This window comes from Luteibacter sp. W1I16 (assembly GCF_050434905.1).
Classification (GTDB): Bacteria; Pseudomonadota; Gammaproteobacteria; order Xanthomonadales; family Rhodanobacteraceae; genus Luteibacter.
In genome coordinates, this window is record NZ_JBNDJJ010000001.1 from 3,167,487 (window position 1) to 3,188,750 (window position 21,264).

Consider the following 21,264-nt stretch of genomic DNA (forward strand, 5'->3'; position numbering starts at 1 on the left):
CACCCATCGCCGCTGAAGCGGCTTCCCACCACAGCGTCGGGTAGACCTGGGTAGGAATAGGCCTGGTGGGAGCCGACCTTGTCGGCGATCCCGCGGCAGCGGGCCAGGTCGAGGCAAGCACCCATTGCCGACAGGGTCGGCTCCCACCAGTGGTCGGCACCAGTGCCCGTTCCGGCCAAGCCTTGCTCAGATGTCGCCGTAGAGCGCTTGCAGGGCGGCGATCGCCGCCAGGCCGGCGGTCTCCGTGCGGAGGATACGCGGGCCCAGTTTCAAGCCGAGGAAACCCGACGACGCGAGCGCTGTGCGATCGCGCTCGCCGAAGCCGCCTTCCGGCCCGATCGCGAGGATGGCCGTATCGCGCAGGCCGAGTTCGCCGGGACGCTTGCTCCCTTCCGGAAGCAACGCAAGCCGTGGAGACGCATCGCCGCCGAGCGATGCCAGCCATGCCGCCAATGGCACGGCCGGGTCGATCGTGGGAACCCGGGCGCGGCCCGATTGTTCGCATGCGCTGGCCGCCACCGCGCGCCAATGGACGAGGCGCTTCTCCGCGCGACCCGCATCAAGCTTCACCTCCGATCGCTCGGTGAGGACCGGCACGATGCGGGCAATGCCAAGCTCGGTCGCTTTCTGCACGATGAGGTCCATCTTTTCACCACGAGCCACCCCCTGGGCGAGCGTGAGCGCCAGGGGGGACTCATTGGCGACGATACGGCCGTTCCCGACCGAGGCGACCACCTCGCGCTTGCCGACACCGACGAGCGTGGCCTCGTACTCCATGCCATCGTCGCCTGAGAACAGCACCACGGGCGCGCCCACGTCCAGTCGCAACACGCGGGCCACGTGTTCGCCGGCCTGGGCGGGGAGGGTGATGTCGTGGCCGCTGGCCAGGGGAACGTCGACGTGGATGCGTATGGTGCGCATGATGTGTCTCGTGTCACGGAATGCGCATTGTAGCCAGCCGCACGGCCCGCTATCGTCCACGGGTGCCCCGGGGAGCCACCCATGCCGATCGCCTGGTATTTCGATTTCGTCTCCATGTTCTCCTGGCTGCAATGGCAGTCGATCCGCGAACTGGCGGAGCGGAACGAGGTCTCGTTGCGGCCGATCCTGTTCGGTGCCCTGCTCAAGGAGATGGGCCAGCGCGGCCCCGCCGAGATCCCGCGCAAGCGCGAATTCACCTACCGCTACGCGCAATGGCGCGCACGCGAAACCGGCATCCCGTTGCGGTTTCCTCCTACGCACCCGTTCAACCCGCTGCCGGCCTTGCGCCTGTGCGTCGCGGCGGGAACCAGCGTCGAGGCGGTGGGCGCGATCTTCGAATGGATATGGGCGCACGGGCGTCCTGCCGACACCGCCGAGGTGCTCGAACCCCTGGCCGCATCGCTCGGCATCGCCGATGTCCGCGCCGCGCTGGCCGCTCCCGGGGTGAAGACGCGGCTGCAGGACAACTTCGAGCACGCGATGCGGCAGCAGGTGTTCGGCGTGCCGACGCTGGCGATCGGAGACGAACTGTTCTGGGGCTCCGACGCCCATGCTTTCGCGATGGATTACCTCGCCCACCCCGACCTGTTCGCGGAGGGCGAGATGGACCGCCTGGGCCGCCTGCCGGTGGGTTTGTCGCGCGTCTAGGCCACCGCTTTCGCGATGCCTGCGACCGCGGTGTCGACCATGAAGTCGATTTCCGCCTCGCTGACGACATAGGGCGGCATGAAATACACGACGTTGCCTAGTGGGCGCAGCAATGCGCCATGCTCCAGGCCGTGGCGGTAGACGCGCAGGCCCCGGCGCTCCTGCGCGGCGAAAGGTCTGCGCGATGCCTTGTCGGCGACCAGTTCGATCGCGGCGATCATGCCGGTCTGGCGCACGTCGGCCACGTGCGGATGATCCACTAGCGGTGCGATGCGCGAAGCCAAGTGCGCGGCCAGGACGCGATTGCGTTCGAGCACGGGGTCGTCGCGGAAGATCTTCAGCGTCGCGGTCGCCGCGCGGCAGGCGAGTGGATTGCCGGTGTAACTGTGCGAGTGCAGGAAGGCCTTCCCGGCGGCGTACTCGGCATAGAACGCCTGGTAGACCTCGTTCGTGGTGAGCACGGCGGAAAGCGGCAGGAAACCGCCGGTCAGCCCTTTCGACAGGCACATGAAGTCGGGCGAGACGCCGGCTTGCTCGCAGGCGAACAGGGTTCCCGTCCTGCCGAAGCCCACGGCGATCTCGTCGGCGATGAAGTGCACGTCGAACTCGTCGCAAAGCGCACGCAAACCGGTGAGGTACGAGGCGTCGTACATTCGCATGCCACCGGCACATTGCACCAGCGGTTCCACGATGACGGCGCAGGTTTCGTGCGCATGATGTTCGAGCAGGCGGCGCATCTCGCCCAGGCGGCGCGCGGCGATGTCTTTCGGCGTCTCGCCCGGCTCGCCCTCGTACGTGTCCGGCGAAGGCGCGAGCTCGGGCGTCAGCAGCAGGGGGGCGTAGGTCTTGCGGTAAAGCGCCACGTCACTGACGGAAAGCGCGCCCAGGGTCTCGCCGTGATAACTGCCGGTGAGCGCGATGAAGCGGGTCTTCTCGCCATGGCCGCGGTTGAGCCAGTAGTGGAAGCTCATCTTCAGCGCCACTTCGATGGCGGCGGAGCCATTGTCGGCGAGGAACACCCGGTCCAGTCCGGCCGGCGTGATCCTCACCAGTTCCTCGGCCAGTTCCAGCGCGGGCTCGTGGGTGAAGCCGGCGAAGATCACGTGTTCCAGGCGGTCGAGCTGGTCCTTCAGCGCGCCGGCGATGCGCGGTTCCGCGTGGCCGAACAGGTTGGTCCACCACGAACTCACGGCGTCGAGGTAGCGCCTGCCGTCCGCGCCGATCAGCCATGCCCCTTCGCCGCGCACCACGGGTACCATGGGCAGGGTTTCGTGGTCGTGCATCTGGGTGCACGGGTGCCAGAGGACGGAAAGGTCGCGGGCGACGAGCGCGTCGGCGGCCGAGGGAGTGAAAAGGGCGTCGGTCATCCGCCCATCATCGCCCCGTACCCCCCGGTCCTCAAGTCGAGAGGTGAGGTGATGGTTTGAAGTGGTTGCGTTGGACGGCCCTGCTCGTCGCCTTGCTGGCCGTGGCTGGGGGGCTGTCGTACTGGTTCCTGCCGGCCAGCGTGGCCGTGCCGCTCGCCACCCGCCGCGTCCACGGCGTGGTGCTCGACGACTTGTCCGGCACCCTCTGGAACGGCCGCGCGGGACGCGTCGCGATGGCGGACGGCCGCGAGTTGGGCGTGGCCACCTGGCGGCTCGGCCGTGACGTGATCCTTGGCCGCACCCATTTGGACATCCACCTGGACGGCCGTTCCGGGCGTTTCGACGGTCACCTGGAAAACACGGGTGGCGACCGTGCGACCTGGACCGGGATCGATTTCCGGATGGATGCCGCCGCCTTGGCCGGCCCGGCGCTGTCACCCGGGCTGGTGCCCGTCGGCGTGGTGGAAGGCCGGGTGCCGCGGGCCGAATTGCAAGGGAACTGGCCGCTGGCCCTCGACGCCGATATCGCATGGCGGAAGGCCGCCGTCCGCACTCCGGAAGGCTATGTCACCCTTGGCGACATCATGTTGAAGGCATCGAGCGAGGGCGGCGTGCTGCGTGCCACCGTCGCCGACGACGGCGAGGGCCCGCTCGCGGTGGACGCCGCGTTGGCCGCGTCGCCACTGGGCTGGCGCATGGAAGGCAAGCTCACCCCTCGCATCGCCGACAGCGCGTTGTCGCATCTCATCGTACGTTTCGGCCCGGTCGGCCGCGACGGTTCCGTCAACCTCCAACGCAAGGCGGGGCTGGCACCCTCGATCACACCATGACAGACATCCTCGACAAATCGCTCGCCGCCGCGCGTGACGCCGCGGGAGCGGCGGCGGAAATCATCCAGCACTACTGGCGCGCCGGCGTGGACGTGATCGTGAAAGGCGACGATACGCCGGTCACCGTCGCCGACCGGGAAGCGGAAATGGCGATCCGGGCCATCCTGGCGAAAGCCCTTCCGGACGCCGGCATCTATGGCGAGGAATACGGCGCGGACGACACGTCGCGTGAATATCTCTGGCTGGTGGACCCGCTCGACGGCACCAAGAGCTTCGTTCGCCGCACCCCGTTCTTCTCCACCCAGATCGCGCTGATGCATCGTGGCGAACTCGTGCTGGGCGTTTCTTCGGCTCCCGTGTATGGCGAGCGCATGTGGGCCGTGCGCGGGCGGGGCGCCTTCCTCGACGGCGATGCCGTGCACGTGGCGCAGACCACGACGATGCGCGAGGCCTCGATCTCCACGGGCAACGTGAAGACACTGACGATGGATGCGCGGTGGAACGCGCTCGGCGCGATGATCCGCGACTGCAATCGTATCCGGGGTTACGGCGACTTCTGCCACTACCACCTGCTGGCGCGTGGTGGCCTGGACCTCGTGATCGAGTCCGACCTGAATATCCTCGACATCGCGGCCCTCGCCGTGATCGTCCGCGAGGCGGGTGGCGTGTTCACCGACCTGCACGGCGCCGCGCCGGGCCTGGAGACGCGCAGCGTGCTGGCCGGCACGCCGGCGATCCATGCCGAGGCACTGGCGCGATTCACCGGCGCTACAATCGACCGATGAATAAACGCCCGACGATCCTCGCGACGCGCGACGCGCCCGACAGCCCCCTCCGCCGTGCGGAAGAGGTCGACCTCGAGTTCTCGAATGGTGAGCGGCGCACCTACCAACGCCTCAAGGGAAGCGGCTTCGGCGCCGTGCTGATCGTCGCGATGCGCGACCCGGAAACGGTCCTGCTCGTGCGCGAATACGGGGTCGGCGTGGACCGCTACGAGCTGGGCGTCCCGAAAGGGCGGCTGGATGGCGACGAAACGACGGAGCAGGGCGCGAATCGCGAACTGAAGGAAGAGGTGGGTTACGGCGCGCGCAAGCTGAAGATCCTCGGCACGCTGTCGTTGTCGCCTTCGTACATGACGCACCTCGCGCACGTCGTCCTTGCCGAAGACCTCTACCCCGAGCGCTTGCAGGGCGACGAACCGGAGGAACTGGAGGTCGTGCCCTGGCGGATGGACAAGCTCCACGAACTGCTCGCGCGTGACGACGTGACCGAAGGCCGTTCCATCGCGGCGCTGTTCATGGCGCGCGAATACCTGGCCGGGCGGTACCGCCCCGCATGAGCGTATCGCCGGCAGCATGGCTCGATCCGGTCTGCGCCATCGCGCGACAGGCCGCCGAGGCGATCCTCGCGGTATATGCGCAGGATTTCGAGGTCGTCTGCAAGGACGACGATTCACCCGTCACGGCCGCGGACCTCGCCGCGCAGCGGGTGATCGAGGAAGGCCTGCACCGGCTCGCTCCCGGCGTGCCGGTGATCTCCGAGGAAGCCCTCGCGGCGCCCTGGGCGGAACGGCGTACGTGGCGCCGTTACTGGCTGGTCGACCCGCTCGACGGCACGCGTGAGTTCGTGAAGCGTAACGGCGAATTCACCGTCAACATCGCGCTCATCGAAGACCACTGCACGGTGCTGGGCGTCGTGCTCGCGCCCGTGACGGGCGATCTCTACGCGGCCGCTCGCGGTCAAGGCGCGTGGCGGCAGGCCACAATCGACGATGCCCGCGAACGGATACATGCGCGCCGTGCCGATGGCTTGCTGAGGGTCACCGGCAGCCGTTCCCATGCGGGCGGCCGTAGCCTTGAACTGCTTCATCGCCTCGGCGACCACGAGACCTTCGTACTCGGTTCCTCGCTGAAGTTCTGCGTGATCGCGCGGGGCGACGCGGACATTTACCTGCGCCTGGGCGCCACGTCCGAATGGGACACGGCCGCCGCGCAGTGCGTGCTCGAGGAAGCGGGCGGTGCCGTGCTCGATCTGGCTGGACGGCCGTTCCGCTACAACACGCGCGATTCGCTGATCAACCCCGAATTCATCGCTTGTGGCGATACGACGGTCGACTGGGCTGCGCGGCTGGTCGATCCGGAGGATGCCGCGTGACGCGTCCGGTGGACGACCTCATCGCCATCATGGCGCGCCTGCGCGATCCCGAGAACGGCTGCCCCTGGGACGTGAAACAGAGCTTCTCCACGATCGCGCCGTACACGATCGAGGAAGCGTACGAGGTGGCCGATGCGATCGACCGTGCGGACATGCACGACCTGCGCGACGAACTGGGCGACTTGTTGCTGCAGGTCGTGTTCCACGCGCGCATGGCGGAAGAGGCCGGGCATTTCGCTTTCGGCGATGTCGTCGAGGCGATCTGCGACAAGATGCTGCGCCGCCATCCTCATGTCTTCGGCGACGTGACGCATGCCAGCGACGGTGCGCGCTCGCGCGACTGGGACCGCCTGAAGGCGGAGGAACGCGCGGCTAGGGGCGCCGACGATACCAGCGCACTGGCCGGCATTTCGCGCGGACTCCCGGAGTGGCAGCGTGCGGTGAAGCTGCAGAAGCGCGCGGCGAACGTGGGCTTCGACTGGCCGGATCATCGGCCGGTGCTCGACAAGATCGAGGAAGAGATCGAGGAAGTCCGCCACGAGTTCGAGAACGGTGCCGACGAGGAACGCCTTGCCGATGAGATCGGCGACGTGTTGTTCGTCGCGGCGAACCTCGCGCGGCATGCGAAGGTCGACGTGTCACGTGCGTTGCGTGGTGCGAACGCGAAGTTCGAACGGCGATTCCGCGCGATGGAAGCGCTGGCGGCGGCGGAGGGACGCGAACTCGCGTCGTATTCGCTGCAGGAGCAGGAGATGCTCTGGCGCCGCGTGAAGCGCGAGGCAGGCTGACCAGCCTGTGGGAGCCGACCTGTGGAGCGCCGACCTGTGGGAGCCGACCTTGTCGGCGATCCCGCGGCAGCGGGCCAGGATGAGGCAAGCACCCATCGCCGCTGAAGCGGCTCCCACAACAGCATCGAGTAGGCCAGCTTAGAGATAGACCTGTGGGGAGCCGACCTGTGGGAGCCGACCCTGTCGGCGATAGGTGCTAGCCCCTAAGCCCCAAAAGAAAACGGGACCTACGGCCCCGCTTTCCCTTACTTTACTTCGAAGCGGGCTGCTTATCGGCCATTCGCTGCGCCATGCGCGCCTTGAACTGCTCCATCTCCTGGTGACGCTTCTGGTCCTGCGCGAGGTTCTCGTCGAGGCTCTTGCGCATCGTGGCGATGGCGGCGTCCGGATTCTGCGGCTGCATCTGCGCACGCGCCAGGTGGCGGTACACGTAATCGCGGACCATCGGGTTCTGCGACTTGGCCAGCACGTCGTTGTAGAGCGCCGGCAGTTCCTTGCTGCGGCCGGAAACCACGTACAGGCGTTCCAGGGCGCGAAGGTCGCCGATGACGCCGGAGCGGGCCATGCCACCACCGTGACGGCCCCAGCCGCCGTGCTCGCCGCGACCGTGGTCACGGTCGCCATCGCGGCCCCATTTCGGGCCCTGCTGGGGGCCTGCCGGCTGGGCGGCATGCGCCGCCGGAGTGGCGGGAGTCTTGGGGGCGGCATCCTGCGCGAACGCGAAGGCGGCCGAACCGGCAAGGAGGAGGGACACGGCACTGGCGAGAAGGGTCTTGCGTTGCATAGGGTGATTCTCCCGGTTGGACTTGCAGGGGAAAAAACGTGCCGCCGCCCCGGCGGTTGACGGGCCTGTTGCCAACCGCTCAGTTTCGTGTGAAATCGCGGTTACAACCTTTTGCGGGCCGCCGGCATCCATCACCGGCATACCGCATCCACTGGAGGGGATTTCCATGCGTCACCTGCTTCTCGCCTCGTTGCTGCTCGTACCGGCCGTCTCCATGGCCGACGACCAGTGCAAGTTCCACGCGGACCGCAACCTCGACCTCGATCTCTCGGGCGTGCGCGCCGTACGTTTCTCCGTCCACGCCTATGAATTGCACCTTTCCGGTGGCGCACCCGCCGGCAAGGGAACGGTGCGTGGCAAGGCCTGCGCCTCCGACCAGGAAACCGTCGACAACCTCGTCGTCACCCAGGAACGGGACGGCGACACCCTCCTGGTCGAACTGAAGAGCAACCGCAACAGTGGGTGGTCGGGTTTCGGCAGCCACTACAGCGACCTGAAGGTCGAGGCGAGCGTGCCATCGAGCATCCCCGTGATGGTCAACGTCGGTTCCGGCGAGGCGAAGGTGAGTGGTGTCGCATCGCTCGACAGCTCGTCGGGTTCGGGCGAACTGGAAGCACGCGACATCAAGGGGCCAGTACGCACCACGGTCGGCTCCGGCGAAGTGAAGCTCGATAGCACCGGCCCGGTGGAAGTCGAGACGGTCGGTTCGGGCGATTTCGAGGCGAAGCATGTGAATGGCGGCGTCCGTATAGGCACCGTCGGTTCGGGTGACGCGAAGCTCAGCGATATCGGCGGCAACGTGGACGTGGGGACCATCGGTTCGGGTGACCTCAACGTCGACGGCGTCCGCGGCGACCTTCGGGTGCGTACACAGGGCAGTGGCGATGTCGACCATCATGGCGTCACCGGCCGGGTCGACGTGCCGGACAAGAATCGCTGATCCGCGCTGGAAGCCGATATGATCCCGTCCTTGGCGGCGGGATCCTTCCTTCATGATGTGGCTACCTCCTTCGTTGCGCGCACTGCGCCGCGATGTCTTCTTCCTCGTATTGCTGGCCGTGTCGATCGCCCTCGCGATCGCACGGCCTTCGCGCATCGCCGCCTGGCCGTCGCTGGTCGACTGGCCCACGATCGCGGCCCTTACCGGTCTCCTGATCCTCACCAAGGGCGTCGAGTCCAGCGGCGCGCTGGACTTCGCGGGACGCTGGCTGATCGACCGCACCTCGACGCGTCGCGTGGCGGCGCTCGGGCTCGTCGCGGCGACCGCGTTGCTGTCGATGCTCCTGACCAACGACGTGTCGTTGTTCGTGATGGTCCCGCTCACCCTGAGCATGTGCCGGATCGCGCGCATGCCGGCGACGCGCCTGGTGGTGTTCGAGGCCCTGGCGGTGAACGCGGGTTCGATGCTCACGCCTATAGGCAATCCGCAAAACCTGTTCCTCTGGCAGCAATGGAACAATGGCTTCGGTGGTTTCGTCTGGCAGATGCTGCCGCTGGTCGCGATCACCCTGTTCCTCTTGCTTGCGCTGACCGCGCTGGCGTTTCCGGCCACGCCGCTGGAAGTGCATGAGCGCGGCGGTGAGCCCATCGACCGGAACATGCTGGTCGTGGCGGCCGTGCTCTACATGCCCTTCATCGTCCTGGCCGACCTGCAGCATGTGGGTTGGGGACTGCTTGGCGTCGTGGCGGTGTTCCTCGCGCTTCGCCGACGCGTCGTCGCGAGCATCGACTGGGGGTTACTGCTGACCTTCGTGCTGATGTTCATCGACCTGCGCATGCTGGCGGGACTCGAGGCGGTCCGTTCGTTCGTGGCGGGACTGGGCCTGGAGCACGCGCCGCATCTCTATGTCACCGGTGCGCTCGCTTCGCAGGTGGTCAGCAACGTGCCTGCGGCAATCCTCCTGGCTGAGTATTCGCACGACTGGCGCACGATTGCTTTCGGCGTGAACGTGGGTGGGTTCGGCTTCGTGTTGGGATCGCTGGCGAACCTGATCGCGCTGCGGCTGCTCGGCGAACGCAAGGCGTGGGCGAGCTTCCACGCGTGGTCGGTGCCGTTCTTCGTGGTGATCGGACTATTGGGCTGGGCGCTGCTGTAGCGGCGAGAGCTTTCGCCTGGTGGGAGCCGACCCTGTCGGCGATGGGTGCTTGCCATAATCTGGCCCGCTGCCGCGGGATCGCCGACAAGGTCGGCTCCCACCAGGTCTAGGCATCCTTGCATCGGGGCTTGCTTCAGGCCTTGCGGTTGCCTTGGGCGCCGGTGTTGCTGTTGCCGCGGTCAAAGGTCTTGATGAAATCGCGGACGTCCGGATAGACCACGTCGCGCCAGCGGCGGCCGCTGAATATGCCGTAGTGGCCGGCACCCTCGATGATGAGGTGCTTGCGGCGTTTCTTCGCGATGCCCTTGCACAGGCCGTGCGCCGCTTCGGTCTGGCCGAGTCCGGAGATGTCGTCGAGCTCGCCTTCGATGGTGAGCAGCGCGGTGTCCTTGATCTTCGCCGGCTGCACCAGCTCGCCGTGCACTTCCCAGGTGCCCTTGGGCAGGCGGTGTTCCTGGAACACGGTTTCGATGGTGTCGAGGTAGTACTCGGCCGGCATGTCGAGCACCGCGTTGTACTCGTCGTAGAACTTGCGGTGCTGGTCGGCGTCGTCGAGGTCGCCCTTGCGCAGGTTCTCGTAGAAATCCCAGTGCGACATCACGTGGCGGCTCGGATTCATAGCGATGAACCCCGCGTGCTGCAGGAAGCCCGGATAGACTTCGCGGCCAGCGCCAGGGTACTGGTAGGGCACCTTGTGGATCAACTGGTTGCGGAACCACGACAGCGGCCGCGTGGTGGCCAGGTTGTCGACGCTGGTGGGGCTCTTGCGCGTGTCGATCGGGCCGCCCATGAGGGTGAGCGTGGCCGGCGTGGCTTCGCCACGGGCGGCCATCAGGGATACCGCCGCGAGCACCGGCACCGTGGGCTGGCAGACCGAGACCACGTGCGCGCGATGCACGCCGACGTGGCGGATGAATTCCTCGATGTACGACACGTAGTCGGCCAGCGAGAACGAGCCCTGGTCGAGCGGGATCATGCGCGCGTCGACCCAGTCTGTGATGTACACCTTGTGGTCGCGCAGCAGCGTGCGGACGGTGTCGCGCAGCAACGTGGAGTGGTGCCCGGACAGCGGCGCCACGACCAGCACGGCCGGATCGTTCTTCATCTTGTCGACGGTGGCCTGGTCGTCGGAGAAGCGCTTGAACCGCTTGAGCGTGCAGAACGGCTTGGCCATGGCGACCTGTTCGACGATGGCGACGTCGTGGCCGTGGGCATGCACGCTGTGGATATCGAATTCAGGCTTTTCGTAGGCCTTGCCCAGCCGGTACATGAGTTCGTAACCGGCGGCGGCGCGTTCCGCGCCCGGCACCCGGGCGAACGGGCTGGCAATGTCGCCGAACATCTTCGCGCCCGCCTCGGCCCAGTAGGAGAGGGGGCTGAGCATGGAGCGTTGCCATTCGTGCATGAGATAGAGCATGCAGCTTACGTCCGGGGCGGGGAAGGTGGCGCATCATAACCAGTTGCGCCGCGCCATGTGTAAAGCCCCTGTTTTTGCTCGATTTAAAGGCCAGCCTTGCGGCAGACCAGCAGGACTTCGTCGACCCCGGGCCCTGGTTCGAAGCCGGCCGTGAAGGCCAGCGGCTTCTGGAAACGCACGCCCAGCGGCATGAACACCCGGTTGTACCACCACATGGCGCGGGCGCGCTGGTGGGTCAGGAACCACTGCCCGAGGTCGAGCAGCTTCGACGATTTCGGCTGCATGCCGTACACGGCGCTGCGTTCGATGGTGAATCCGTGGCGCCCGAGAAGGGCACGGATCGCATCGGGCTCGTAGCGGCGGTAATGGCCCACGAAATCGTCGAAGGCGGTCCATGCGTCCGGATGCAAGGGCACCGAGATCAGCAGGCGGGCCCCGGGCTCGGCCACGCGGGCCAGCTCACCCAGGGCCCCCTCGTCGTCCACCACGTGCTCGAGGATGTCGAAGGCGCAGACGAAGTCGAAGCTGGCGTCACGGAAGGGCAGGGCGCCGATCATGGCGTTGGCCACGCGTGCGCCGTGCCGGCCCAGCTCGGCCAGCGCGGGCCGGCTGAGGTCGACGAACTGGGTGTCCGCCAGTGGCAGGCGGGGACGCAGGCCTGGCGCCACTTCGAGCCGTCGCGCGGTCTGCGCGGCCAGTTCGGCCACCAGCGGCCAGGTGTTGAACTGCTCCGGCGAAAACAGCTTCGCGTCTGTCCACAAGGCGTCGTAGAAGCGCTTGTTGCTGCCGATCAGGTCGGCGTCCGTCCGCTGGGCCGGAGGGCCCGAGGTAAACGATGCGATGGTCATGCGGTACCTCGGGCGGTGAAATACAAGGACTAGCGCAGTCGCGCCAGTTCGCGCAGCAGGGGCAATCGGCGTACGCGCACGGCGGTGGCGCGGAAGACGGCGTTCGCGAGCGCCGGTGCCGCCGAGGGTACGCCGATCACGCTGGCGCCGGCCGGATCGGCGGTGGACGGAACGATCACCGTCTCCACCTCATAGGGCATCGGTTGCGTCGTGGCGATGGGGTAATCACGGAAGCCTGTCTGTTGCACCTTACCGTCCTTCACCGTGATGGCGAGGTTGAGGGCGGTGGATAACGCATCCAGCGTGGCTCCCTGCAACTGGGCCTCCAGGCCCAGCGGATTGATCGCGCGGCCGACGTCGGCCACACAGACCACGCGATGGATGTCGATGCCATCGGTGGTCGGCGCCACTTCGATGGCGTGTGCCACGTAGGCGCCGAAGACATAGGCGCAGGCGATGCCGAGGCCGTTCTCGCTGCGCAGCCAGCGGCTCCAGTCGAGCTTGTCGGCGGCGAGCTTCAGCACGTTCGCCATGCGTGCCGTGTCGATGGGGCCGCCACGGCCGTTGTACGGCAACTGGCGTGGTTCGCCGAGCAGGGCGAGGCGGAAATCGAGCGGATTGGCCTTCACCGCGTGCGCGAGTTCGTCGATGAAGCTTTCACTGGCGAAGGTCGGCGTGACGTGCGGCGACCCGCGCCATTCGCCGCGCGCCAGCGTCGACTCCAGTGGATACCAGTCGCTGCGGAAGTTGGGCACGAGCCCGGCGGGCAGGGCGTCGGCGACCAGTTCCGATTGCCAGAGCCGGTTGTCCGGCGTGGCCCGGCCCGCCATGGCGGAAGGACTGGCCATGCGCTGGTGCCAGCCGACGATGTTCTTCTTGCGGTCCAGCGACGCGTTGAGGCGATGCACGGCCAGCGGGCGGTAATAGTCGCGCGCCAGGTCGTCGTCGCGGGTCCAGAGCACCTTGACCGGCCGGTTGCGGATCTCGTCGGGCTTCTTCGCCAGCGCGACCGCCATGGCCTCGGCGATGTAATCCTGTTCCAGGCGGCGGCCGAAGCCACCACCGCCACGCGGCACCTGGATATCGATCTGCTCCGGGCGGAAGCCCGTCATGCGTTGCACGACGGTGTATGCCTGGCGCGGCGACTGCGTGGCGGCGATCACCGTCACGCTGGTGTCCGGGTCGAGGCGGACCACGCAATTGGGCGTTTCCGCCGTGGCGTGCGCGACCCAGGGCTGGAAATACGTGGCTTCGAGCGCACGCGCGGCCTTCTTGCGCGCGGCGGCGATATCGCCGTCGTTGCGGACGGTCGTCGGCGCGGCGGCATCGTCGCCGAACAGGTCGAGCGCTTTCTGTTCCAGGGCGGCGCTGGCCGGCTCGGTGGTGCTTCCCGGTTTCCAGGTCGCCTTCAACGCGGCACGGCCGGACAAGGCCGACCAGGTGTCTCGCGCGAGCACCGCCAGGGCGGGTGCCTGCGCGGCGAGGCCGGGCTGCTGGCCTTGCTCGGGCGTGATCTCGATGACGTCGAAGACACCCTCGACCTTCTTTGCCGCATCGCGATCGGCCGTGTCGAGCGAGCCGCCGGGGTAGGGGCACCGCGCCAGCACGACGATCACGGGATCGCCGATGCTTTCATCGAAGGCATAGCGCAGCGTGCCGGTGACGACGGTACGCGCGTCGACGTCACCGGCGGGTTGACCGATCAGGTGGTAACGCTCGGCCTGCTTCACGGGCGGTGGTGTCGACGGCGCGTCGATCCCGGCCGCGGCCGAGGCAAGGTCGGCGTAGGAGATGCGCCGGCCGTCGGCGGCGACGACCATGCCGCTCTCTCCACGAAGCTGTTCCGCCGGGACACCGAGGCGGCGCGCGGCCGCCTGCAGGAGCAGCCAGCGGCCGAGCGCGCCGGCCTGGCGCAGGTCGGCCCAGGCGGCGGGAATGCTGGTGGCGTCGCCGCTGCGTTGGCGGCCGTAGGTGAATTTCGGTTCGCCGTTGCCCTGGGTGACGCCGAGGCCGAGCGGCTCCACGGTCACGCGGGACCAGTCGGCGTCGAGTTCCTCGGCGATGATGCGCGCCAGCGACGTGGACGTGCCTTCGCCATTGTCGGGATCGCGCACGCCGATGTAGATGCGGCCGTCGGCGGCGATGCGCAGGTAAGGACCGACCTGGGCCCAGGCGTCGCCGAGCAGGCCGAGCGGCGGCGGCCGGTCGAGGGCCTCCGCCGTACCCACGCCGATGACCAGCGCGCCCGCGGTGCCGGCGGCGTACTTCAGGAACCGGCGGCGCGAAAGTCGGACCTCGCCGCTCATGCCTTCGGGTCCTTCATGGCGCCGGCGGCGCGCTTTATCGCCTTGCGGATACGGCCGTAGCTGCCGCAACGGCAGAGGTTGCCGATCTTGTCGATGTCGGCGTCGGAGGGATTCTTCTGTCGCGAGAGCAGATCCACCGCGGCCATGATCTGGCCGGGCTGGCAGAATCCGCACATGATGGCGTCCTCGTCGATCCACGCCTGCTGAACGGGATGCAGCGTGCCGTCGGCGGCGGCCAGGCCCTCGACCGTGGTGACCCGCTTGCCGGACAGCTTTTCCATCTTCGTCTGGCACGACGCCACGGCCTTGCCATCGACGATGACCGTGCAGAAGCCGCAATCGCCCTGGTCGCAGCCGTACTTCGCGCCGGTCAGGCGCAGCACGTCGCGCAGGTACCAGAGCAGGGGCATGGTCTTGTCGCCCGTGTGCCGGTAGCGCTTGTCGTTGACGATGAGGTCGATGCCTTCACGTACCGGCTTGGGCGCCGGCTGACGGGCGTCCTGCTTGGGCGGAACGGGTACGGGAGACGTCGGACCTTGCTGTGCCATCGGCTTTCCTCAACTGAACCGGGTCATTGTGGCATCCGTGCCATGGTTCAGCGAGCGACTTTACTGAACAGACGTCGCCACACCGCGTACACGGGCAGTCCCGACAGCACCACGAGACAGACCACGCCGGCGCTGAGCGGCTTGTCCCAGGTGTACGCCACGACCACGCCGATGACGGTGGCGAGGAAGACCAGCGGCAGCAGGGGATAGGCCGGTGTGGCGAACGCGGGCCGGCCCTGGCCATGCCGGCGATACCAGAACAACGTGGCGATGGTGACCGCGTAGGCGGCCCAGTCGCCGAACGCGGCGAAATCCAGCAACTGCCCGTAATTGGCGATCCATACGAGCACGATCGCCCACGCCGAAAGCATCATCAGGGCGATGTTCGGCGTGCGATAGCGTGGATGGAGCCGGGCCACGCTGGAAAAGAACAGGCCGTCCTGGCCCATCACCTGCAGGACGCGGGCGCCGGCGACGAGCGTGATGTTGCAGAAACCGAGGGTCGAGATGGCGATACCGATGGCGATCAGCTTCGCCCCGGCGGCGCCGAACACGCGGCTCATCACGTCGGCCGCCGGTGCCTGGCTCGCCGCGAGGCCCTCATGCCCGAGCACGGCGAGGTACGCATAGTTGGTGAGCACGTAGGCGGCGATCACCACGAGCATGCCCACGATCAGGGCGCGGGGCAGGGTGCGTTGCGGATCGCGAACCTCACCAGCGAGGTTGTTGAGATAGCTGAAGCCGGAGAAGGCGAACAACACAGGCAGGAGCGCGCCGGCGAGGCTGCCGGTCACCTGGGTCGGGCTCGCCTCCAGCGCCTGCGTGGTGCCGGCACCGGCGAAGGCCACGCCGGTGACCACCAGCACGACGATGGCCGCGAGCTTCAGGATCGCGAACACGTTCTGCACCTGGGCACCGAAGCGGATGCCGAACAGGTTGAGCCCGGTGACGAAGACGAGGGCGCCGATGGCGAGCGGCTTGATCAGGTCCGGCGACAGTCCGAACACGGAGGTGGCGTAGCTGCCGAAGATGGTCGCCACGGCCGCGCTGCTGCCGCTGTAGATCACCAGCAACATCGTCCAGCCGAACAGGAATCCCGCCAGGCGGCCGAAAGCCTCGCGCAGGTAGACGTAGCTGCCCCCCGCCTCCGGCCGCCGCGCGCCGAGTTCGGCGTAGCAGAGGCAGCCGATCAGCGTAAGCAGGCCGCCGGCGACCCATAGTCCCAGCAGGACCCAGCCGGAGCCCGTGCGCTGGGCGACGATGCCGGGATTGAGGAAGATGCCGCCGCCGATGATCCCGCCCACGACGATGAGCGCGGCGTCCATGAGGGTGAGGCGGCGGGCGTAGCCGGGATTTTCCATGGATCGTCGTCGCCTGGATAAAGCGCGCAGGATCACCCGCGCGGCACGGCTCCCGCAAGCCCGCGCGCCGCCCGTCGCCTAGAACATGTGGCGGAAAAGATCGGCCAGGGCGCGGCTGAAGGTCGCCGAGGCGATCACGATCGCCACCGTCGTCGCCCAGACCACGATCAGCAGCACGCCGTCGCGTTCCACCAGCGCGAAGGCGAAGGCGATCAGCATGCCGCCGAACACGTAGTTGGTGAACGGAATCGGCAAGGCCAGCAGGATGCCGATGAGGATCATGATGGCGCCGGAGACGAAGGTGAACGGGCGCTGCGTGAGGCGTTGCAGGCGTGGCTGGCAGATTTTTTCCAGCCGGCGCGTCATGGGCGCGATGCGGTCGAGGAAGCGCAGCAGGCCTTCGCGCGACATCGTGCGCCGGCGGAGGAAGCCGGGAATCCACGGATGCTCGAGCCCGATCAGCATTTCCAGGCCGAGGGCGACCACGAGCACGCCCATGATGCCGCCGATGCCCAGCGGCACCGGGATGAAATTCGGTATCGCGAGCAAGAGCAGGAGGAAGCCGAAGGCGCGGCGCCTGAGCGGCTCGAGCAATTGCTCGATGGTGATCCGTTCGCCCGGGGTGGACATGAGCGCCGCCCTCAGCAGGGCGGCGGTCTTGTCTTCGCGCGGTTCGGTCGGGGTCATGCAACGACTGTCGCGGTCGGCGCTTGAACCGCCGCTTTACGTTACCGCGCCTTCGTCATTCGCCTGCAACGGGCTCTTCGGCGCCCACCGTGCTGACCAGCACTTTGTCGATGCGGGCCCCGTCCATGTCGACCACCTCGAAGCGGTTGCCTTGCCAGGTGAAGGATTCGCCTGCCTGCGGGATATGACCGAATTGCGTGGTGAGCATGCCGGCCACCGTACGGAAGTCGTGATCTTCCTCGTTGGGCAGGCGGTCCAGCTGGAGCAGCTCGCGCAAATCGTCCGCGGGCAGCGCCCCGTCGACCAGCCAGCTGCCGTCGTCGCGGCGCACGATGGGCCCCGCCTGCCCGGCGTCGTCGGCCGTGGGGGCGGTGGCGCCGACGACGGCGGTGAGCAGGTCGTTCAACGTGACCAGGCCCTCGATGTCGCCGTATTCGTCCACCGCCAGCGCGAGTTGGGTGTCGGCGTCGCGGAAGGCTTCGAGCAGGTCGAGGGCGCGCGCGGTGGCCGGCACGAACAGCGGCCGGGCGACGCGGGCGAAAAGGTCGACCTGGCCGCGTTCGAGTGAGCCGATGAGCGACTTCACCTCGACCGTGCCGACCACTTCACTTTCGTCGCGACGGTAGACGGGGTAACGCGAGAACTGCGTTTCCCTCAGTACCTCGAGGTTGTCCTCTCGCGGGGCCGCGACATCCAGCCAGGCGATCTTCATGCGCGGCGTCATCACCGAGTCCACCGTGCGGTCGCCCAGGCGCAGCACGCGGTTGACCATGTTGCGCTCGTCGCTGTCGAGGATGCCTTGCTCGGCGCTCTCCGCCACGAGCAGGCGGATCTCCTCTTCCGTGGCGGCGCTGGCGCTGGTCCGGTGCAGGCGAAGCACGCGGAGGATGCCGGTGGACAAGTGGTTGAGCATCCAGACCATCGGCAGGGTGATGCGTGAAATCACCAGCATCGGCATGGCGATCTGGCAGGCGATGCGCTCGGGGGCGGAGAGGGCCGCGCGCTTGGGCACGAGTTCGCCGATGACGATCTGGACCAGCGACATCAGCAGGAAACCGAGCAGCCAGCCGACGACGCGCACGTACGGTTCCAGCCAGAGCGGCCCGCCGCCGTGCAGCAGTTCGGCGAACTTCTCGCCCAGGCTGTCTCCGGCCACGGCACCCGTGACCAGGATGATCAGGGTCATGCCGACCTGGACCGTGGAGAGGAAGCGTTCGGGCGACTCGGCAAGTTGCAAGGCCACCCGGGCGCGCCGGCTGTCCCTGGCCAGCTGCTTGAGCCGGCTCTTGCGCGAGGCGACGACGGACATCTCGGACAGGGCGAAGAAGCCGTTGCCGAGGGACAGGACGAGGACCAGCAGGAGTTCGGAGAGCATCGGGGGCTTATATAGCAGATGGGCCGTGCCCGGTCGTGGACGTTCGCCTGCGGGAAGCCCACGGCACCGCCAGGCTCAGTCCGGTAACATTAGCGTCATAAACTCCTCAAGGTTCCCCAGGCGACGCCATGTTTTCACTCCAGACGATCTTCGGTAAGGGCGACAAGTTCTATGGGCTGCTCGAAGCCAGTGCGGAAGCCGCGCGGGAAAGCGCCCGGGCCATGCACGAGCTGGTCACCCAGACCGACCGTACCCCGGTGATGGCCGCCTTCAGCACGGCGCGGGCCCGCGAAAAGGCCTTGCACGGCCAGATCGGTGAGGAACTGGTGAACACCTTCGTCACCGCCCTGGACCGCGAGGACATCGAGGCCCTGAACTCGGCGCTGTACAAGATTCCCAAGACCATCGAGAAGTTCGCCGAGCGTTACGTGATCGTCGCCGAGCGCCTGCAGGGCATCGATTTCAGCCAGCGCGCGGCGCTGCTGGAGCGGTCGGCCGACGTCGTCGTGGCCATGATCGGCCAGCTTCGCCATGGCCTGAAGATCGACCCGGTGAAGAAGCTGCGCGACCAGCTCCAGGCGTTGGAGTCCGAGGCCGACCGCCTGCTGCTCGACCCCTACCGTACCCTCTACGCCGAAGCCTCCGATCCACTCCGGGCCATCCTCGCCAAGGACCTCTTCGAGCTGGTCGAGAAAGCCGTGGACAAGTGCCGGGACGTCGGCAACGTCGTCTATTCGATCGTGCTCAAGAACTCCTGACGGCGGGCGCCCCATGAGCATGGTCATCGCGGTCGTCCTGATCGCCCTCGCGTTCACCTATATCAACGGCTTCCACGATACGGCGAACTCCATCGCCACCGTGGTCGCGACCAAGGTACTCACGCCGGGCCAGGCGGTCCTGCTGGCCGCCGTCACCAATCTGGCGGGCGCCCTCTGGGGCACGGCCGTGGCGGCGACGATCGCGTCGGGCCTGATCGACACCGGCGTGGTCGAGGTCGGTTCGCACCTGCTGATCAGCGCGCTGCTGGGCGCCACCATCTGGAACCTGATCACCTGGTGGCTGGGCCTGCCTTCCAGTTCCAGCCACGCGCTGGTCGGTGGACTATGCGGCGCGGCGTTGGCCGCGGCCGGCGACAACTTCCATTCCATCATCTGGTGGCAGGACGGCGCGCACTGGTGGCTGGGCAAGGGCGTGGTGCCCAAGGTCATCGTGCCGATGATCGTCTCGCCCTTCCTCGGCTTCGTGATCGGATTCGCCATCATGGGCGGCCTCTATGCGTTGCTGGGATTCTTCTCCAGCCGCAAGGGTCCCCTGCGGCGCTTCGGCCGCACCCCGTTCGTGAACAGTTTCTTCGGCAAGGCGCAGATCGTCTCGGCCAGCGCCATGGGCCTGTCCCACGGCATGAACGACGCGCAGAAGAGCATGGGCATCATCGCCCTGGCCCTGGCCGGCGCGACGGCGGCCGGCCAGTTCGACCACTTGCCGGCGTTCCTGCATTTCCTGCGCATCCCGCACGACCCGGCCGCGGCAGGCGGCTTCCCGATCCCCATCTGGGTGAAGGTGGTCTGCGCGCTGACCATGGCCGGCGGCACCGCCGGTGGCGGTTGGCGCATCATCAAGACGCTGGGGCACAAGATGGTGAAGCTGCATCCCATCAATGGCTTCGCCGCCGAAGGCAGTTCCGCGGCCGTGATCCTCACCGCCTCGATGCTCGGCGTGCCGGTTTCCACCACCCACAACGTGTCCGCGTCGATCATGGGCGTCGGCGCGGCCAAACGCTTCAACGCCATTCGCTGGTCGGTGGTCGAGCGCATGGTCTGGGCATGGATCCTCACCCTGCCCATCACGGCAGGGCTCGGCTACGGCCTGGTCAAGCTGGGCCACCTGCTGTTCTGATGCCTACAGCGCGTCCGCGTCGCCGTTGACGACTTGCTCGAGCTGGTCGCCGATGGCGCCCAGTTCCTCGATCAGCCTGGCCAGTTCGCGCTCGTCCAGGTAGTCGTACGGGCGGTTCTCGCACAGATGCAGGTAGGGCGAGCCATCGAGATCGGCTTCGGCCAGGTATCCGGTGCGCTGCTCCCAATTGAAACGCAGGCAGCGCCGCGCATCCACACCGGCCAGAGGGCCTATCGGTGTCGACAGGCGCAGGAAGCGCTGGCCGTCGGCATCCTCGAGTTCGGCCAGGTAGATGCCCTGGTGCCGCCCGTCGGGCAGCTCCAGGTCGAAGCTGATGATGTAGGGCTCGTTCTGGCGGAGCTTGTGAATGCCGCCCAGATGGGAGCGAATCGCTTCGAAATGCCGCATGGCGCCTGTGGGTCCGTCGTCGAGGGCTTCCGATGGTACGCTCAACCCGGCTTCCGGACATGCACGAAACGACCATGAATGATGTGCTCGACGATGACGAGGCCCGCGCGCTGCGGGCGCAGCGGATCATCGAGGCGGTCGCCGCCATCCCCCGGGGCCGCGTGGCCAGCTACAGCGCCATCGCGGCACGCGCCGGATATCCCGGCCGCGCGCGGCTCATAGGACGGGTGCTGGGCGATGCGCCCAACCGCCTCGATCTGCCCTGGCACCGCGTGCTTCGTGCCGACGGCAAGATCGGGATTCCACCGGGAACCCGTGGCTACCAGGAACAGTGCCGGCGGTTGAAGGCCGAAGGTGTGATCGTGAAGGGTGGCCGCGTGCCGATGAGCGCCTTCGGCCTGGATCATGACCTGGACCGCGCCATCTGGGGATGACGCGTGAGTGGGATCAGCGATAGGTGACCTCGATCAGGCGCCACGACCGTGACGGGTCGCGGCGCTGGGCGTAGTCGAACAGCGACAGCCTGGGATCGCCTTGCGCCAGGCGTGCGTCGAGCGAACGGATGACAGCGCCGCCCTGGCGGCCGGCTGGACAATCCAGCTTGTCCTCCGTGGCCGGACAGGATGGTTCGAGGATGGCGCCATGGAAGCCGATGCGGCCGCCATCGGCGAACGTGGGCAAGGCGCCGGCGAGCAAGGCGCTGGCAAGCAAGCTTACGGGAACGAGCGCTTTCTTCATGACATCCCCCCTCTTGAGGACGTTGAAACGCT

Annotated in this window: 23 protein-coding genes; 11 read left to right on the forward strand and 12 right to left on the reverse strand. The window is 67.4% G+C overall.

The features are described 5' to 3' along the window. Window positions 1–186: 186 nt before the first annotated feature. Window positions 187–921, reverse strand: coding sequence for a 16S rRNA (uracil(1498)-N(3))-methyltransferase (locus tag QFZ41_RS13905; protein ID WP_429199312.1), 735 nt, complete (start codon window positions 919–921; stop codon window positions 187–189). Between the two features lie 81 nt (window positions 922–1,002). On the opposite strand from QFZ41_RS13905, the gene QFZ41_RS13910 reads away from it, so the two are divergent. Beyond that, window positions 1,003–1,629, forward strand: a complete 627-nt coding sequence (locus QFZ41_RS13910; RefSeq protein ID WP_429199313.1) for a 2-hydroxychromene-2-carboxylate isomerase — start codon at window positions 1,003–1,005, stop codon at window positions 1,627–1,629. Here the strand turns inward: QFZ41_RS13910 and QFZ41_RS13915 are convergent. Beyond that, window positions 1,626–2,996 carry an adenosylmethionine--8-amino-7-oxononanoate transaminase gene (locus tag QFZ41_RS13915; protein WP_429199314.1) on the reverse strand — a complete coding sequence of 457 codons (1,371 nt, stop codon included), beginning with the start codon at window positions 2,994–2,996 and terminating at the stop codon, window positions 1,626–1,628. The genes QFZ41_RS13910 and QFZ41_RS13915 overlap by 4 nt on opposite strands. 56 nt (window positions 2,997–3,052) lie before the next feature. On the opposite strand from QFZ41_RS13915, the gene gspN reads away from it, so the two are divergent. Genes gspN through mazG form a run of 5 tightly spaced genes read left to right on the forward strand, consistent with a single transcriptional unit; the run spans window position 3,053 to window position 6,768 of the window. Then, a complete protein-coding gene (gspN, locus tag QFZ41_RS13920) occupies window positions 3,053–3,826 on the forward strand; it encodes a type II secretion system protein N (RefSeq protein ID WP_429199315.1) in 774 nt (257 codons plus the stop codon). Continuing rightward, window positions 3,823–4,611 (forward strand): inositol monophosphatase family protein, encoded by a 789-nt coding sequence (locus QFZ41_RS13925; protein ID WP_429199316.1) that lies wholly within the window; start codon window positions 3,823–3,825, stop codon window positions 4,609–4,611. The genes gspN and QFZ41_RS13925 overlap by 4 nt, the downstream gene beginning before the upstream one ends. Beyond that, window positions 4,608–5,165, forward strand: a complete 558-nt coding sequence (gene nudE, locus QFZ41_RS13930) for an ADP compounds hydrolase NudE (RefSeq protein ID WP_426285456.1) — start codon at window positions 4,608–4,610, stop codon at window positions 5,163–5,165. The genes QFZ41_RS13925 and nudE overlap by 4 nt, the downstream gene beginning before the upstream one ends. Next, window positions 5,162–5,980 (forward strand): 3'(2'),5'-bisphosphate nucleotidase CysQ, encoded by an 819-nt coding sequence (gene cysQ / locus QFZ41_RS13935; RefSeq protein ID WP_429199317.1) that lies wholly within the window; start codon window positions 5,162–5,164, stop codon window positions 5,978–5,980. Before nudE ends, cysQ begins: the two co-directional genes overlap by 4 nt. Continuing rightward, the gene (gene mazG, locus QFZ41_RS13940) at window positions 5,977–6,768 is read left to right on the forward strand and encodes a nucleoside triphosphate pyrophosphohydrolase (protein WP_429199318.1); all 792 of its coding nucleotides are present in this window, start codon (window positions 5,977–5,979) and stop codon (window positions 6,766–6,768) included. The genes cysQ and mazG overlap by 4 nt, the downstream gene beginning before the upstream one ends. 250 nt (window positions 6,769–7,018) lie before the next feature. Here mazG and QFZ41_RS13945 read toward each other — a convergent pair whose 3' ends face one another. Next, window positions 7,019–7,552: a hypothetical protein gene (locus QFZ41_RS13945; protein WP_429199319.1), complete on the reverse strand. Its 534-nt coding sequence runs from the start codon at window positions 7,550–7,552 to the stop codon at window positions 7,019–7,021. 166 nt (window positions 7,553–7,718) lie between these two features. Here QFZ41_RS13945 and QFZ41_RS13950 point away from each other — a divergent pair, with 166 nt between their 5' ends. Both QFZ41_RS13950 and QFZ41_RS13955 read left to right on the forward strand, forming a co-directional pair. Further along, a complete protein-coding gene (locus QFZ41_RS13950) occupies window positions 7,719–8,492 on the forward strand; it encodes a DUF4097 family beta strand repeat-containing protein (RefSeq protein ID WP_429199320.1) in 774 nt (257 codons plus the stop codon). A gap of 52 nt (window positions 8,493–8,544) precedes the next feature. Further along, window positions 8,545–9,648, forward strand: coding sequence for an SLC13 family permease (locus QFZ41_RS13955; RefSeq protein WP_429199321.1), 1,104 nt, complete (start codon window positions 8,545–8,547; stop codon window positions 9,646–9,648). Window positions 9,649–9,781: 133 nt separating this feature from the next. Here QFZ41_RS13955 and QFZ41_RS13960 read toward each other — a convergent pair whose 3' ends face one another. The 7 genes from QFZ41_RS13960 to QFZ41_RS13990 form a co-directional block, all read right to left on the reverse strand. Further along, window positions 9,782–11,065 (reverse strand): polyhydroxyalkanoate depolymerase, encoded by a 1,284-nt coding sequence (locus QFZ41_RS13960; RefSeq protein ID WP_429199322.1) that lies wholly within the window; start codon window positions 11,063–11,065, stop codon window positions 9,782–9,784. Window positions 11,066–11,148: 83 nt separating this feature from the next. Continuing rightward, complete coding sequence (locus tag QFZ41_RS13965) at window positions 11,149–11,913, reverse strand: class I SAM-dependent methyltransferase (protein WP_429199323.1); 765 nt, start codon at window positions 11,911–11,913, stop codon at window positions 11,149–11,151. 29 nt (window positions 11,914–11,942) lie between these two features. Continuing rightward, window positions 11,943–14,219 carry a molybdopterin cofactor-binding domain-containing protein gene (locus QFZ41_RS13970; RefSeq protein WP_429199324.1) on the reverse strand — a complete coding sequence of 759 codons (2,277 nt, stop codon included), beginning with the start codon at window positions 14,217–14,219 and terminating at the stop codon, window positions 11,943–11,945. Beyond that, on the reverse strand, window positions 14,216–14,767 hold the full coding sequence (locus tag QFZ41_RS13975; protein WP_429199325.1) for a (2Fe-2S)-binding protein: 552 nt from the start codon (window positions 14,765–14,767) through the stop codon (window positions 14,216–14,218). Before QFZ41_RS13975 ends, QFZ41_RS13970 begins: the two co-directional genes overlap by 4 nt. A 47-nt stretch (window positions 14,768–14,814) precedes the next feature. Continuing rightward, window positions 14,815–16,128, reverse strand: a complete 1,314-nt coding sequence (locus QFZ41_RS13980) for an APC family permease (RefSeq protein WP_429199326.1) — start codon at window positions 16,126–16,128, stop codon at window positions 14,815–14,817. Window positions 16,129–16,206: 78 nt separating this feature from the next. Next, window positions 16,207–16,815, reverse strand: a complete 609-nt coding sequence (locus QFZ41_RS13985; RefSeq protein WP_426285446.1) for an exopolysaccharide biosynthesis protein — start codon at window positions 16,813–16,815, stop codon at window positions 16,207–16,209. A gap of 55 nt (window positions 16,816–16,870) precedes the next feature. Continuing rightward, window positions 16,871–18,190, reverse strand: coding sequence for a hemolysin family protein (locus QFZ41_RS13990; RefSeq protein WP_429199327.1), 1,320 nt, complete (start codon window positions 18,188–18,190; stop codon window positions 16,871–16,873). Between the two features lie 128 nt (window positions 18,191–18,318). On the opposite strand from QFZ41_RS13990, the gene QFZ41_RS13995 reads away from it, so the two are divergent. Beyond that, window positions 18,319–18,948 carry a DUF47 domain-containing protein gene (locus tag QFZ41_RS13995; protein ID WP_306849739.1) on the forward strand — a complete coding sequence of 210 codons (630 nt, stop codon included), beginning with the start codon at window positions 18,319–18,321 and terminating at the stop codon, window positions 18,946–18,948. Window positions 18,949–18,961: 13 nt separating this feature from the next. Beyond that, window positions 18,962–20,086 (forward strand): inorganic phosphate transporter, encoded by a 1,125-nt coding sequence (locus QFZ41_RS14000; protein WP_429199328.1) that lies wholly within the window; start codon window positions 18,962–18,964, stop codon window positions 20,084–20,086. Window positions 20,087–20,089: 3 nt separating this feature from the next. Here the strand turns inward: QFZ41_RS14000 and QFZ41_RS14005 are convergent, their stop codons facing one another. Then, complete coding sequence (locus tag QFZ41_RS14005; RefSeq protein WP_429200245.1) at window positions 20,090–20,494, reverse strand: hypothetical protein; 405 nt, start codon at window positions 20,492–20,494, stop codon at window positions 20,090–20,092. Window positions 20,495–20,568: 74 nt separating this feature from the next. Between QFZ41_RS14005 and QFZ41_RS14010 the strand changes: the two genes are divergently transcribed. Then, window positions 20,569–20,928: an MGMT family protein gene (locus QFZ41_RS14010; RefSeq protein ID WP_429199329.1), complete on the forward strand. Its 360-nt coding sequence runs from the start codon at window positions 20,569–20,571 to the stop codon at window positions 20,926–20,928. Between the two features lie 13 nt (window positions 20,929–20,941). On the opposite strand, the gene QFZ41_RS14015 is transcribed toward QFZ41_RS14010, so the two are convergent. Continuing rightward, window positions 20,942–21,232 carry a hypothetical protein gene (locus QFZ41_RS14015; protein WP_429199330.1) on the reverse strand — a complete coding sequence of 97 codons (291 nt, stop codon included), beginning with the start codon at window positions 21,230–21,232 and terminating at the stop codon, window positions 20,942–20,944. Window positions 21,233–21,264 lie beyond the last annotated feature (32 nt).